The organism is Glutamicibacter sp. PAEs-4 (assembly GCF_051161755.1).
GTDB classification, from domain to species: domain Bacteria; phylum Actinomycetota; class Actinomycetes; order Actinomycetales; family Micrococcaceae; genus Glutamicibacter; species Glutamicibacter nicotianae.
The window spans coordinates 2324809-2338578 of record NZ_CP195017.1; the positions used below are offsets into that span (position 1 = coordinate 2324809).

At 60.7% G+C, this 13770-nt stretch carries 17 protein-coding genes; 5 read left to right on the forward strand and 12 right to left on the reverse strand.

Annotated elements, in window-relative coordinates; genetic code table 11:
* Window positions 1-278: 278 nt before the first annotated feature.
* The 5 genes from ACR9WD_RS10920 to ACR9WD_RS10940 all read right to left on the reverse strand — a co-directional run bounded on the left by ACR9WD_RS10920 (window position 279) and on the right by ACR9WD_RS10940 (window position 3554).
* Window positions 279-716 (reverse strand): OsmC family protein, encoded by a 438-nt coding sequence (locus ACR9WD_RS10920; protein WP_066140532.1) that lies wholly within the window; start codon window positions 714-716, stop codon window positions 279-281.
* Window positions 717-720: 4 nt separating this feature from the next.
* Window positions 721-1182: a GNAT family N-acetyltransferase gene (locus ACR9WD_RS10925; RefSeq protein ID WP_158024641.1), complete on the reverse strand. Its 462-nt coding sequence runs from the start codon at window positions 1180-1182 to the stop codon at window positions 721-723.
* 122 nt (window positions 1183-1304) lie between these two features.
* Window positions 1305-2099: an alpha/beta fold hydrolase gene (locus ACR9WD_RS10930; RefSeq protein ID WP_434922063.1), complete on the reverse strand. Its 795-nt coding sequence runs from the start codon at window positions 2097-2099 to the stop codon at window positions 1305-1307.
* Complete coding sequence (locus ACR9WD_RS10935; RefSeq protein ID WP_158024639.1) at window positions 2090-2809, reverse strand: lysoplasmalogenase; 720 nt, start codon at window positions 2807-2809, stop codon at window positions 2090-2092. Before ACR9WD_RS10935 ends, ACR9WD_RS10930 begins: the two co-directional genes overlap by 10 nt.
* Before the next feature lie 55 nt (window positions 2810-2864).
* A complete protein-coding gene (locus ACR9WD_RS10940) occupies window positions 2865-3554 on the reverse strand; it encodes a VOC family protein (RefSeq protein WP_073705951.1) in 690 nt (229 codons plus the stop codon).
* 325 nt (window positions 3555-3879) lie between these two features.
* Here ACR9WD_RS10940 and ACR9WD_RS10945 point away from each other — a divergent pair, with 325 nt between their 5' ends.
* The 3 genes from ACR9WD_RS10945 (at window position 3880) to ACR9WD_RS10955 (ending at window position 7452) form a co-directional block, all read left to right on the forward strand.
* The gene (locus tag ACR9WD_RS10945; protein ID WP_190263792.1) at window positions 3880-5940 is read left to right on the forward strand and encodes an NAD(P)/FAD-dependent oxidoreductase; all 2061 of its coding nucleotides are present in this window, start codon (window positions 3880-3882) and stop codon (window positions 5938-5940) included.
* 127 nt (window positions 5941-6067) lie between these two features.
* On the forward strand, window positions 6068-6961 hold the full coding sequence (locus tag ACR9WD_RS10950; protein ID WP_434922064.1) for a GNAT family N-acetyltransferase: 894 nt from the start codon (window positions 6068-6070) through the stop codon (window positions 6959-6961).
* Entirely contained in the window at window positions 6958-7452 is a 495-nt protein-coding gene (locus ACR9WD_RS10955) for a DinB family protein (RefSeq protein ID WP_434922065.1), read from the forward strand. The genes ACR9WD_RS10950 and ACR9WD_RS10955 overlap by 4 nt, the downstream gene beginning before the upstream one ends.
* On the opposite strand, the gene ACR9WD_RS10960 is transcribed toward ACR9WD_RS10955, so the two are convergent.
* From ACR9WD_RS10960 to ACR9WD_RS10985, 6 genes are all read right to left on the reverse strand, one after another.
* On the reverse strand, window positions 7449-8153 hold the full coding sequence (locus ACR9WD_RS10960; protein ID WP_073705948.1) for a hypothetical protein: 705 nt from the start codon (window positions 8151-8153) through the stop codon (window positions 7449-7451). The genes ACR9WD_RS10955 and ACR9WD_RS10960 overlap by 4 nt on opposite strands.
* A gap of 334 nt (window positions 8154-8487) precedes the next feature.
* Window positions 8488-9567, reverse strand: coding sequence for a tellurite resistance/C4-dicarboxylate transporter family protein (locus ACR9WD_RS10965; RefSeq protein WP_434922066.1), 1080 nt, complete (start codon window positions 9565-9567; stop codon window positions 8488-8490).
* Window positions 9568-9624: 57 nt separating this feature from the next.
* Window positions 9625-10386 (reverse strand): isocitrate lyase/PEP mutase family protein, encoded by a 762-nt coding sequence (locus ACR9WD_RS10970; protein WP_073705946.1) that lies wholly within the window; start codon window positions 10384-10386, stop codon window positions 9625-9627.
* Between the two features lie 332 nt (window positions 10387-10718).
* Window positions 10719-10985 (reverse strand): GNAT family N-acetyltransferase, encoded by a 267-nt coding sequence (locus ACR9WD_RS10975; protein WP_434922067.1) that lies wholly within the window; start codon window positions 10983-10985, stop codon window positions 10719-10721.
* A gap of 37 nt (window positions 10986-11022) precedes the next feature.
* Entirely contained in the window at window positions 11023-11409 is a 387-nt protein-coding gene (locus ACR9WD_RS10980) for a VOC family protein (RefSeq protein ID WP_038990639.1), read from the reverse strand.
* Between the two features lie 70 nt (window positions 11410-11479).
* The gene (locus ACR9WD_RS10985; protein WP_434922068.1) at window positions 11480-12013 is read right to left on the reverse strand and encodes a GNAT family N-acetyltransferase; all 534 of its coding nucleotides are present in this window, start codon (window positions 12011-12013) and stop codon (window positions 11480-11482) included.
* A 183-nt stretch (window positions 12014-12196) separates the two neighbouring features.
* Here ACR9WD_RS10985 and ACR9WD_RS10990 point away from each other — a divergent pair, with 183 nt between their 5' ends.
* Both ACR9WD_RS10990 and ACR9WD_RS10995 read left to right on the forward strand, forming a co-directional pair.
* Entirely contained in the window at window positions 12197-12490 is a 294-nt protein-coding gene (locus ACR9WD_RS10990) for a hypothetical protein (RefSeq protein WP_038990641.1), read from the forward strand.
* Window positions 12491-12666: 176 nt separating this feature from the next.
* The gene (locus tag ACR9WD_RS10995) at window positions 12667-13245 is read left to right on the forward strand and encodes a CDP-alcohol phosphatidyltransferase family protein (protein WP_073705943.1); all 579 of its coding nucleotides are present in this window, start codon (window positions 12667-12669) and stop codon (window positions 13243-13245) included.
* Here the strand turns inward: ACR9WD_RS10995 and ACR9WD_RS11000 are convergent.
* Complete coding sequence (locus tag ACR9WD_RS11000; protein WP_038990643.1) at window positions 13242-13769, reverse strand: 2'-5' RNA ligase family protein; 528 nt, start codon at window positions 13767-13769, stop codon at window positions 13242-13244. The two genes, ACR9WD_RS10995 and ACR9WD_RS11000, sit on opposite strands and share 4 nt — an antisense overlap.
* Window position 13770: the final 1 nt, after the last annotated feature.

Genomic DNA, 13770 nt, shown 5'->3' on the forward strand with positions numbered 1-13770 from the left:
TCAACGTAGGGACAATCTGACCCTACGATGAAGGTTCTCCGCTGACTAGGGCAAAGACCCGTACTGCCAGCTTGAATCGATGGACTTTCATACCCCGAATTGCGGATGCATGATTCATTCACACTGGATTCAACGTTTTTCGAACAATCAAGCCATAACGACAACTGATTCACGCAATGTTGGGAAATTCGTGTCGCGCTCGAATCCGTGAATTGCCTTGGAAGCTGTTGCGGAGTCAGCCATTGGCCATTAGCAATCTGGGATCCGCACGAAATGCATCAGGCCTGGTTGAGGACTTCGCTCTGCACTGAGGCACCTAGCTCAACGGTGCGAGAAACCGTGCAGTACTTGTCATGGGATAGCTTGACGATGCGTTCAACCATGCCGGCCGCTTTGCGCCCCTCCTCGGTATCGGGGAACTTCAAATCAAAGCCAAGGCGGATGTCTTCCATTCGGCTAGCCGAGTCCTCGGAGACCTTGTAGCCGCTCGCCTTGACTTCGAAGTTCTCAGGCTCGCTTCTGCGGGTAGTCGCCACATCAACATCGATCGCTGAGCACCCGGCAATGGCAGCCAGCAGAAGCTCCACCGGCGTCAGCAGCCCTTCGCCCTGGCCGAATTCCAGGCTGGCGCCGGATTCCAGGCTGGTGGCCTGGTACTTGCGTGATTCGACGCGTTTGATGCTGACTTCCCGTATTTCACGGCTATTTTCACTCATGGAACTATGGTGCCACGATTCGGGGCAAAGATTCTGTGTGGCGCAACGTGATCCGTTGTGGCACCAGTTCTGGACCTCCGTCGACTGCCAAGAATCCGCAGTCGCCAAAGAATGAAATGGCAGGCTGTCGCTGGCAATCCAGATGCACGCTGATGCCGGGAGTGTGCGCGACGATTGCTTCCAGCAGAACACGGCCCACACCCTTGTGGCGATCGCTGTGCCGCACCCAGAGCAGCTCAATGCGTGTATCGCTCCAGGCTGCGAAGCCCATGATGCGCTGGCCTTGCTGGGCGATTCTGACGGTCACCGACTGGCTATAGATTGCTTCCAGGGCGATTGCCACTGCATCAATGTCAGCAGCTGAGAGGAAGTCCCTCCGGCGTTCCACCGAACTGCGCCAGATATCCAATAGGTCAGGCACTTCATCAATGCTCGCCAACTCGCGCAGCACGAGAGCTTCGTCCATGCCAAGTTCCTTCTTGCTCAGGCAAAACCGTAGTTGCTGCTTCGAAATGTAGCCGGATGCCGGCATTTCCTCAAGTCCCAATCGAGCGTTGCGCGTCATCGGATAGGACCTTTCCTTCCGGATCAAGATCGTTCCTGCAGGCCGCCGGTACGTTGCGCCCAGTCCCGCAATTCGGCCAAGACCTGTTCGGGCTGCTCAAGGTGCACGTTATGGCCCGCTGGTTCAAGCACGCAGAGCTTCATCAGGGGATACCGGTGGACGAGCCGCTCGGGATCCAGGTATCCGGTGACATGGTCCTGCTTCCCGCACACGATCGTGACCGGAATATCCAGCTGGTTTCCACGCTCGACGGGCAGCGGGTCCAGGAAGTACCGCCGTGACAGCTTAGCCATGGCTCGCAAGTTCGCGCAGTCCAACCCGGGCAGCACCCACTGCGCGAACTTCCGCCATGCTTCTGGTGATTGAACCACTGCTACGTCAGAGAATAATTGCGCATGGTGTGGATCAAGCTCAGCCAGAAGCAGAGGGTCTGCTACTGACACCTGCTGCTCTGGCACGGTACGCCGAGCGGCATCAGGAGAGACTACTGGCGCCAGGAGGAAAAGCCCTTGAGCTTGGCCAAGAAACCTGTCGGCCATCTCTTGGCAGAGCAAGGCGCCAAGGGAATTGCCCAGCAGCGCAAATCTTCCCTCGCCCGCGGTTTGCCGGATCAGCGCTTCCAACCAGCTTGCCAGTTCTGGCAGGCCACCGGAATTTTCAAGCGGCGGGCAGGTGCCGAAGCCAGGCAAGTCGATGTAGTGCAAGTCGAAAATCCGCATTTTCTCCAGCGTTGCTTCTAGCGGCTTGAGAATCCGGTGGTCTACGCCGTTGCCATGCACCATGAACAACGGGATTCTGCTGAGGTGGTTTACCTGCATGTCGTCGTGCTTTTCTCCTGTGCATCGCGCTGGCTCGCGGCATAGCTGATCATGGCCTGCCCGGCCACATAGGTGAGCATAATCCAGAATCCCATCGCGGGAATGCCAATGTCCGTAAATGAGCGCAGTGCGATCAAGGAATCGGAAAGGAAGAAAATTGCGCCGCCGGAACCCGCGACGGGTCCCAGCCCAGTGCTGAGGATGGCCATCACCATCAATGCCAAGCCGTAGATGATCACCGGGGCAAGCAGCGCTCCGGCACCGGGTGAGCAAAGGATCAGCAGCACTGCGAATGCCGCAAGATAGGGAAACAGCATCCACCATCGGCGCAGTATCGAAGATTTCCAGTATCTTGCCAGAGCGCCAATGTAGAAGAACTGCGCGACCAGGAACGCGCCCACCATGGCCAGGAATGCCGGGTCTCCATCCATGAACCGCGGCAGGGCATCACCGACCCAGGAGAAGAACAGCGCTGCCAGCACCAGCCGGATCAGCCTGCCGCGCGGCGAAGTGGTGAAGGAGATAACCGCTCCTGCCAAAAGCGGCATCAGCAGGATCTGCGTGGCATTGGCCAGCAACCCGGAAGGCCAGAACAGCTGGGCCAGCAAATGAGCCAAAGTGGCCAGCAGCAGCGCCAGCACCACGATTCCACGACGTGGCCGTCCTGGGACCATTGCGTGGGAGTGCTCTGTACCGAGATGCAGCTGCACGTTTTTCCTTGCGTAGAATCGATTCTTCCGGCTGGCCACCCCGGACGTCTCCGGATCAGTCATCAGAGGAAGCCGACGGCGCCAAGACGCAGAATTCGTTTCCTGAGCGGTCCTGGAATACCCGCCATGGCAATCCCTCCCACGGCCCATCCAGCTCAGCTCCACCCGATGCGCAGATCGCAGCAAGCGCGTCATCCATGCTCTCCGCCTGCTCAAGACGCAAATCAAGGTGGATCGCATTCTTCGCCGCTGTCTTGGGCGACGCTTCGCGGACGAGAACCAGACGCGGGCCCACGCCGGTTGGGTCGGCCAGCACCATCGGGGATCGCGCTACGATTTCCCAGCCAAGCAGCTGCTTCCAGAATTCTGCATCACCTGCCGGGTCAGCGCAGGCAAGTTGGAAGGCTTCGAGCACCAAGCCACTTGCCGGCTTGCCGTCGGCTCGGAGCAGATACTCGTTTCCTGCGGCGTCGAGCCGGGTTTCCAGAGCATCCAGCAGCTCCGCACCAAGGTCTTCGGCAGGAGGGGCGCCGCTGCCGAGGATCAGGTGCGCGCGCTGCCGGGCACGATCCGGATCACGGACGATTGGGAAACACAGATCCAGGTAACGCTCCCCAGGCAACTGCAAGCGTGTTTCGTAGCCCCCTTGGTTATCGGTGAGCATCTGGCATTTGAGCGCAGCCTCCCAGAATTCCCCATGCCGCCGCGGGTTCTCGGCATCGAAGACGATATTTTCCCAGTACATGCTTCAAGCCTACCGCGACAGTGATGCCCATCACTTTGCAATGGGATTGGGGCGCACATTTAATCTCCGCATATGGAAATTAATTATCGTTGACTTAGGCAATATAAATAGAATTCTTTTCAGTAATTCTCTGTCGATAGTAGATCGAACCAAAGATTAGATTACTTAGGTGGACTGATTGTATTTACGCTAGTCATTAATTTTACCTGCTTTTATCGCAGTCAATCTGGTACCCTCACTCAAATCGGAGTGTTTTCCACCGGTACCATGTTGTCATGAGCAACAAGGAATTTCCCATCTAATGTCAGAAGGCCGGATCGGGCCCATGAGCACCCCGAACCGCATCGTGCTTCCGGCGATGGACATGAATGTGTCCGAAGGCGGCGAGATTGAGCAGTCCGAAATCGATCACTACGCCGCTCGCGTCGCTGGCGGCGCCGGCCTGATCATCACCGGCGCCTGCGCCATCGCCGTCCCCTACGGCGCCGCGTCGATGAAGGAACCGGGACTGTCTGACGACAAGTTCATCCCCGGCATCAAGGCACTGGCCGACGCCATCCACGCTGCCGGCTCCAAACTGTGCATCCAGTCGACCCACCACGGCAAGGTGGCCCGAGTCGACACCGCCAATGACCGCCCGGTCCTCGCCCCGAATGAGCCGGACTACCGCTACTCGATGGACGCACTGGCCGATTGCACCCCGGAAGAGCTCGCCAAGATGGGCGCCGCCACCGCGGGCAAGCAGACCACCTACCACACGATGACCAAGGAAGACATCGACTGGCTGATCACCTCTTGGGCCGACGCCGCCGAGCGCGTGGCCAAGGGCGGGGCCGACGCCATCGAGATCCAAGTGGCCCACGGCTACATCCTGGGTGTGTTCCTGAACCAGCGCGACAACCTGCGCACCGACGAATACGGCGGATCGCTGGAGAACCGCGCCCGCCTGGCCTGCCAAGTCATTTCCGCGGTCAAGGAACGCGTCGGCGACAAGCTGGCGATTTTGGTGCGCGTGGCCGGCGAGGAATACGGCCAGGAAGGCGCGTTGAGCCTGCAGGAGTCCATCGAAGCTTCCAAGCTGTTCGAAGCCGCCGGCGCGGATGCCATCCATGTCACCGGCTGGGGCCGCAACCCGTTCGACAACTTCACCGACGGCCCGCTGCCAAACAAGGTCGGCGCCTACCTGGAAAACGCCGCCGAAATCAAGAAGCACGTCTCCATCCCGGTCATCGCCGTGGGCCGCATGCTTCCGGAAATCTCGGAGAAGGCCATTGCCGAGAACAAGGTCGACTTTGCCGCCATGGGCCGCCAGCTGCTGGCCGACCCGGAACTGCCGAACAAGCTGCGCGAGGGCAAGTTCGACCAGGTCCGCCCATGCATCAACTGCTACCTGTGCGTGGGAGAGAACTTCTTCGACGACACCCCGTTCTGCGCGGTGAACCCGGCGCTGGGCAATGAGAACTTGCTGCCGCTGAAGCCTGCCAGCGCCTCGAAGCACATCGTGGTTGTCGGATCCGGACCTTCGGGCATGGAGTCGGCCCGCGTGCTGGCCGAACGCGGGCACCGCGTCACCCTGATCGACAAGGCCGACCGCCTGGGCGGCACCATGTGGTTCTCCACCATGACCACCCCGGACAACGAGCGCCTGCTGCGCTGGCTGAAGTCAGAGCTCAAGCGCCTGCGCGTGGCGGTCAAGCTGAACACCCCTGCCACCGTGGAGACCATCCGCGCGCTGAACCCGGACCACATCATCGTTGCCACCGGCGCGGTGCGCCCGAAGCCCGACATGCCCGGCGGCGATTTGCCGAACGTGCAGACCGGCGACACCCTGCGCGCCATGATGCTGGGTACCGCCACCGCCGCCGAGGCCGGCCTGGTGCTGAGCACCATGGGCAAGCTGGGACGCCTGTCCGGGCTGACCAAGTCCCCGGAGTTCGTCCGCCAGTTCACCAAGTACTGGCTGCCGATGGGCAAGAACGTCGTGGTGATCGGCGGCTCGCTGGTAGGCCTGGAGCTGGCCGAGTTCCTCGCCGAACGCGGCCGCAAGGTCACCTTGGTGCACGAGAAGCAGCAGCTGGGCCTGCCGCTGGCCATGCCGCGCCGCTGGACCGCGGTCAAGGACAACCTGGCCCACGGCGTGCAGATCCACCGCAACGCCACGGTGGACCGCATCACCGAAAAGTCCGTGGAGTTCACGGTGAACGGCGAAGCGCAGAGCGCCCCGGCCGACATGGTGGTCTACGCGGACGGCACCACCGCCGCCGCACCGGTGGCCGACGAGCTGCGCGGCGCAGGCTTCAGCGTCGACGTGGTCGGCGATGCCGGCGCCGTGAACTACATCCACGGCGCCATCCACTCGGCCTGGGAAGCCACCGTCGAACTGTAGGCCGGAGGCACTCGCACGCATGGGCAGCGGGAGCGCAGCATCCTGGGGAAGCTGCCATCCCGCTGCCCTTTGCGTACCCTTGTCCGCCGGGCAGGCCCAGTGCTTGAATTGGCCAATGGGCCTTCGAATGCATACTCCAGCCGCGGCGCAGGTTGCCGACCTCGTTGACGAGCTCGCCAGCTGGCAACGTGACGGCCTGCCGGTGCAACTTCATCCAGGCGATGTGGGCTGGTACGCCATGCGGGGCATGGAAGCCGCCGCACAAGGCCTGCGGGCCTGGGCGGACCGCGAATCCATCTATGCCATCGGCCTGCTCGATGGACCGAACCTGATTCGCATGGCGCTGCATCCCGACTTTGTCGACATCCAGCCCCTGGCCGAGCAGATCCATGCCGACCTCAGCTCTGCGGAAAACCAGATCTTCCCGGCCGAAAGCGCCAGCATCGAAGCCCGCGGCGCAACGGCACTGGGCAAGATCCTGCAGGACCATGGTTGGATGCCCGGTGAAGCCTGGACTCCCCTGCGCCGTGCTCTGGATGCTCCGGTGCAGCTGCCTGAACTGGCCTTCCGGCGGATTGATGCTTCCCTGGCCGGCCAGTGGATGGAAGTGCACCTCAACGCCTTTCGCGGCAGCGATTTCACGCAGGAGGATCTGGCTCAGGCGCTGCAGCGCTGGCACACCATGGCCAGCACTCCCATCTATGATCAGTGCCAATGCCTCACCGCCTACGACGGGGAGATGAACCCGCTGGCCGTCGCAGGGGTCTGGTCCGCTGGTTCCGGGCGGCCAGGACTGCTGGAACCCATTGCGGTGCACCCGGCTTTTCGCGGCCAGGGGTTCGGCACGGCGATCAGCCTGGCCGCCGCCGCAGAGCTGCGGTCAATGGGTGCGTCCAGTGCCTTGGTGTGCACGCCCAGCGAGAACCGCGCAGCCGTTGCCACTTATCTCGCCGCCGGGTTCGTTGCCGATACCGAAGACCGCGACTGGCATCGCGGGGAAGAGGAACCGGTGGAATCATGAACGCCTCCGAGATTCTGGCCGATCTGGCCCAGCGCCCAATTGACGCGGCGCAGGCCCTGCCGCAGCTGAGCGCCGAACAGCTCAATGCCCATCCGGGAAACCATCCCAACTCGATTGCCTGGCTGCTGTGGCATGCCGGACGCGAAGCCGATACCCAGCTCTCGGCGCTGAGCGGCCAACCCGAACTCTGGGCGCTGTTCCGTGCACGCTTCAACCTGGGCGAGCTCGGTGATTCGATGGGCTACGGGCATAGTGCCGAACAGGCCCGCCAGATTACCGTGAGCGACCAGCAGCTGCTCGTGGACTACTTGGCCGCGTGCCTGTCCGCGCTCAGCGGCTACGCCGCCACGCTGGGCGAAGAAGAACTGGACGAAATCATCGATCGCAGCTGGAATCCAGCAGTAACGCGTGCGGTGCGCTTGGTATCGATCATCGACGATGCGTCCGTGCATGTCGGGCAGGCAGCCTACGCTGCCGGCACGATGATCTAAGCCGCAGGCAGACTCTTGGCCTTCTTGTTGATCCACCAGAAAATCGCCAGCTGGAGCACCAGGACAATGGCCGAAATGCCGGCATCGCCCCATCCCATCACGAACCCCGCCTGCAAGGTCCCGATCCCGCTGGCTACGGGATAGAACAGCGGCCACAGCACGGCGAGGTTGCGCACCAGGGAGAAAGCAATCGCGAACATGATTGCGAAAACACCGAAGCCTGCTGCCGCTTCCAACTGGACCGATCCGAGGTGCTGGATCATGAAGCCAAGTCCGGTCAGCACAATAGCGGGCAACCATCCGAAGGCGCGTTCCCACCGCAGATACAGCCAGCCGAAGACAAAGAATGGTTCCCACAGGACCAGGAAGTTCGCCACAAGGTGGCTTGCAAAATCGGCACCCATGGCATTGGACAAGGCAAACAATTGGTAGGCGGATCCGGCACCCAGAACCAGAGAGACAGCCAGGGACGTCAGCAGGAATTTTCTCGTGATCCCCACCCCGGCCAAGGTTTCACGCCGCTGGCACAGCACCGTCCACAGTGGGATGGCGGTGCCGAAGACCAGAATGCCAAGCCAGAGGAAAAGGCTGTTGATCGAGGTTCCCGCGTAGTAGCACAGGGAAAACGCCAGCAAGGTGGCCAGAGCAATGAGCGTATCGGATTCGGGTTGCCACGCGAATGCTCTTCGACGTTGCTTCATGCCAGATGGAGATTGAGCAGGAAAATCATTCATTATGACGCGCCTCGGTGCTTTGGGTTGATATAGCCGCCTGTGGCCTAAGTTAGCATTTCATCAACTCGCCGACCATGAATAATGCTTAACGGGTACGGGGAATGCGGAGAATGATTTTCGGCCTGTCGGGGCAGCTGCTCGGTTCGATCCCCGCTGCCCCAGCAGCGGCCGCGAAACGGTCGCACACGGCATGGCGAACCCGGCCGGTTGGGCGGAACCATACCGCGTGCCGATCTGTCCGCGTTCATGCTGCAACCATTGAGGACACCCAGAGCATCGGCAAGGCCTAAGGAATCAGTAATTAGCTGCGGGTGCGGCTGCGCCACGCGAGCAGCACATAGTGGCGGATCATCGCAACGAAGACCACAGCCCACACCAGCACCGCGGCGATCAGCGACCCGTGGCCGATGCTTTCCACCACCGGCAACGAGTCGACCCGTCCAAGGTTGATCGAGGCGACCGCGAACATTCCGACAGGGAAGACGATTGACCATAGCGTGGGCACGTACACCAGCGGAACGCGGTGCACCACATGCCGCCACACGCCAGCTCCCACCAGGATTGGAATCAGCCAGAGGCAGTAGCTCCAGAAAGCCGCCACTGTCCCCGCAATCAGCGCACGGGTGGCATCAACCATTGGCGTGGATTCCATGCCGACAATCTTGCTGCCCGCAACAACGGCTATGGCCATGGCTCCCATGGCCACCCAATACGGTGGTTCGAATTCTTTCGGAGTCATCCCGAAGTGCACGATCCGCAGCAGCACCAGCACGGCGATGCCGGCATAGAGCGCGACGCCTACCGACCAGGTCAGCACGGCAAGCAAGCCGATCAGTGATTGCCCGTTCGCAACATGCGGCTGGATAACGCTCAGGCCGATGGCCAAGGACTGGCTGGCCACCGCCCAGATGAACCAGGTGCCGTTGACCCGGGAGAGGATCGGCTTTCCGTCCCGGCTCAGGAAGACCTGCCACGGCAGCACGTAGCCGAAGATGAACCAGAGAATGGCGGCCAGGGCCACGAGCACCATGGAGATCGCGCTGAACCCTTCGGCTCCCAACCGCACCGCGAGAACATCGGTGCCGGCAACGACTGTGAAGTACCCGAAGGCTATTTCCGGTCGGCGAAGTTCCGCCCTCATGGCTCCGCTGAAGGCAATTGCCCGCCAGATGTACAGCACCCACAGCACTGCATACGACAGCACGGCAAACGCCAGCAGGATCCCGGAGAGAAGGTCCCATCCGGCTTCGTGAAGGCCAATGGAAACAATGCCAGTGCCCATCGTCAGGGCGAAATACCCTGGCGACAGGTTCTCCAGGATCTCACGGAAAACCCGAGGTCTGGAGGGTGCCGTTTCATGCGGGGTTTGCCGATCGTCCATGCCTCCAGCGTACGACTGTTGCCTCAGCGAGGTGCAATTACACGATCTGGCAAGAGCTCAGAGCCACTCCCCGAGCTGCCTGCCGGAGACCTCCGCCAGCCACATTTGCCACAGCGGTCCGAAGCTCACCCGGCGAACTCCCAGCTCTCGCAAGGCCGCCAAGTCTCCGGCGGCGTGCGCCGTGACCGGGTGGGCAGTGACATTCACCGGGATTCCAACCGATTGCACGGCCTGCCTTACCTGATCCGCATCGGCCAGCGCCACCGGATACACGCTGCGCGCACCGGCCTGCTCCATCAGCTTGATGCGCTCGATAGCCTCACCCAGCGGGTCGGCGAACTTGTCAGCCAGCTTCACAGCATCGGTGCGTCCATTGATCACGAAGTCGATGCCAGCAGCATCCGCCGCTTGGCGGACGCCGTGGATGTAGTCCGCATGCTCCTGGCGTTCGCGCACACGGCCTCCTTCCCGATGGAGGACATCTTCGATATTCACTCCAACTGCACCCGCTGCGGCGACGCGTTCGAAGAGTTCTTCGGGATCCAGTCCGTAGCCGGACTCGACGTCGGCGCTGACCGGCACGTCGACGCTGCTGGTGATGCGTTGCACCACAGCCAAGTAGTCTGCGAAGTCCATCTGCTCGCCGTCAGCGCTGCCTATGGAATCGGCGACCGGATGGCTGCCGATGGTCAGGGATTCGAACCCGGCTTCGACCGCCACCTTGGCGCTGAAGGTATCCCACACGGTGGGCATGACCAGCAACTTCCCTGAAGCATGCTGCTGGGCGAGGTTCTGGGCAAGAGCTGAAATATCAGACAAGGAGATCTCCTAACGTCGTGGCGGATTGCGCCCAGTCTACGGCTCCAGGCCCCCTAGCGAAACAACCGCAAGATGAACTCCCAGCTTTCCCCCATTCAGCCCCTAAATCCAGCGCCATTTCAGCTCTTTCACTGCTTGCCGGCTAGCGGTTTCACCATAATCAGGCAGGGCATTCCAGCTCCCCAGAGGTCAGTTTCCTCCAGCGGCAGGAATCCCTGGCTTTCATAGAAGCGACGAGTCTTCGCATAGCCTGCATCCGGGTGCGAAGGCCCCAAGGTCTTGACCTGCAGCAGCTGAACTCCCCCGGCGAGCGCGTCGGCTTCAATGGCTGATCATAAGGCCGACCCGATTCCAGTTCCATGGAGTTCGCGGTCGACCACCATTAGATGGATCTCGATGCTGTGGGCGTAGTGCCGGTCGACCAAGAGAACACCGAGTACCGTGCCGGCGGCATTGCGCACGGTCCAGGTTTCCTTGCTCCGCGCGGCTTGGATGTACTCCGCGTTGGATTCAGGTTGGCCAAACCACTCGGGAACAGAGGCAAGCAATCGCGCGACATCATCTGGCACGGCTTGATCCCTGGTTGCTGCGAAAGTCATCGGTTCCACAAGGCCTCCCGAACGTAATGTGATTGTGCTAGCTTGCCGGAGTCATGATTTCCAATCGATTCCCGAATCCGTCACGCGCGTGGAACCGCAGATATCCTTCAAAGGTTTCACGCTCAGCCCAAGACAGTTCATAGCCCATGGAGCCGATGCGTTCAGCGAGAGTTTCCAGCTCGTGGATCGAGTCGCAAACTAATCCCGGATGCGCTTTCTTGGCCGGTACGAATGAATCGTCTACGCCAAGATGGATTTCCGCCACCACGGCATCCGCTTTGAAAGCACGAAACCAGCATCCTCCCCTTCCTGCGAGGGAGGCAGGCTTGGGAACTTCGGCAAGTCCCAGCGCTTCACCGTAGAATCGTCGAGCTTCAGATTCTTCACCACGTGGCATTGATATCTGAACGTGATGGAGTCTCATTCAGGTTTCCTCGTCTCTAGACATGCTCATCGCAGTACTGCCAATGTACCTGCAAGGCGCTTGACCACAGTTAGGTTCGGTGCAATCCGAAGACCAGGGTTTCAACCCGTCCTTTGTTGTTTTCCGGGTCTTCGGTGCGGCGCTCTTCGAGCTTGAAACCGGATTTCTCAAGGACGCGGATGGAAGCTGCATTCCTGGCATCGCACGTTGCGCTGATTCGTTCCAAACCAAGATCTTCGAACCCCAGTCGGAGCAGGTGTCCCACGGCAGCCGTGGCGTATCCGTTGCCCCAGTATTCCCGATTCAGCGTGTAGCCAAGCTCTCCGGCCTTGGCATTCCGGTCGGTTGCCCGCACTGACGCAGAACCAATGAGCACATCGCCAAGCCTGATCGCTCGCAAGCGACGGTGCGGTTGCTCGATTAGTGCATCGGCAAGGAATTTTTGGGTATCGGCCAGCTGGTTAGGGCCCCACATCGAGTACCGGCACACCAGTGGGTCAGCAGCGAAGTTGTGCACCGCAGACAGGTCTTGAGCACGGAAGTCAGTCAAGCGCAATTCAGGCTCCGTGGTAGTCACGCCGTGGGCTGGCGGATTGTTGCTCATTCGTTTTCTCCTTCGCGGTTCAATTCCTATCAATGCATTGGGGCGAAACCTATCGCTGGGCTGGGTTCAAGTCCAAGCATGTTGCGCAGCTGTTAAGCGGTGTTGAGTTTCATGGCCATTTTTGGAATCGTGGCACGCACATGCCCTGAACTTGGCATGTCCTCAACCGGAAGGAGAGCCATCGTGCTCGCACTGACCGACCAAGCAGCATCGATCGTGACCGCGATCGTCACCAACCAAGCCGAGGAAGAAACCGCTGGCCTGCGCATCATGCAGGCAGACAGCACCCACCCTGAAGATGCAGCATTCGGATTGCAGATTGTCCCCGCGCCCGAAAGCACCGATGGCGTGGTGGATACCGAAGGCAGCCCTGTCTATGTGGACGAGGCGATTGCCGACGCACTGGATAGCAAAGTACTCGATGCGGCAGTAGACGAGCAGGGCGGCGTGAGCTTCCAGCTTCTCGAACAGGGTTAATGCCGCACCCTGCCCTTTAGCTTTGGCTGCGGGGGTCGTCCTTCGGGACGGCCCCCGCAGTTCTTTAACAAATTACCTCGGCCAACTGGACGGATATTTTTCCCGGGCCAGCTGGCTCGCAGCCTTGTATATTGCGGCTCCGTGCGTCATCGTTCAACTAAGGGAAAGGGGAAACAGTGGAAACGCGCGCGGTACGCAAACATGAATGGGCGACGATTCCGAACGCCATCACGATCATTCGTTTTCTCCTGGTTCTTCCCATCGTTGGCTTTCTGGTGGCCGATACCGAACCGGTGCTGACTGCGGTGCTGCTTCTTGCCTTCGGCCTCAGTGACTGGGTTGACGGGTTTATCGCCCGCAAGTTCAACCAGGTCTCGCAGCTTGGCATCCTGCTGGATCCCATTGCCGATCGCTTGGGCATCGTGGCTATCGCTATCGCGCTGGTAATTAGCGGAGCGATCCCGGTCTGGGTTGGCCTGGCCGTTTTCGTCACTGACCTGGTTCTGCTGTGCACCTATTTCTTCTTGCGCCTTGAATCCCCGCCGGCTTCCACATGGCTGGGAAAGATCCGCACTGCCATCATGATGCTGGGCCTGGCCTGCGTGGCCTTTGGCAGAATCCCCGAATTTACGGTGCTGGCCGCACCGGGCGTAGCCATTTTGGCAGCCGGCACGGTGCTGCATCTATTTGTCGGCTTCGGCTATCTGCGCATTATGCGTGCTTCGGCCGAAACGCAGAGGTCCTCGGCCAGCTAGTCACGGCCGTTGTGCTCCATGTCGCCGGCCAAGAGCGTCAACTCCTGCAGCCGGGGCTTCCACAGTGCTGCCCTGCAAGCAGTCAGTTCCCTGAGCTGCGCTGATGCCAGCTCATCCAGTGCACGGATATAGTCGGGAACGATCTCGCGTGGAAGGCGCAGGCCCATGGTCAGATGCGGGGTCCATCTGGGTCCTCGTCCGTCGGGATTCACGGCGCTGATTTCCCGGGCCGCCATTTCCAGGGCGTCGGTCGTTTCCAGCAGCCAGGCAACCGTCTGCTTGCGCTTGGTACCGAAAACAATCGTGCCCACCCGGTGGAAGCAGGCGGGGATGAGATCTGGGAGCAGTTCTGCGGCCCGCTGCGCTACAGCATCGCTCATGCTGGGCGAAAAGGTGATGGTGATATGCGGAGTCTGGTGTTGTGCTGGAAACCCTCGCTTTTCCAGCTGGGCAAAGATTTCCCGCACTTGCTGCTCCTGCTCGGCCGAGAAGCGCAACAGGATGTTATCTGGGGATCTGCTCATC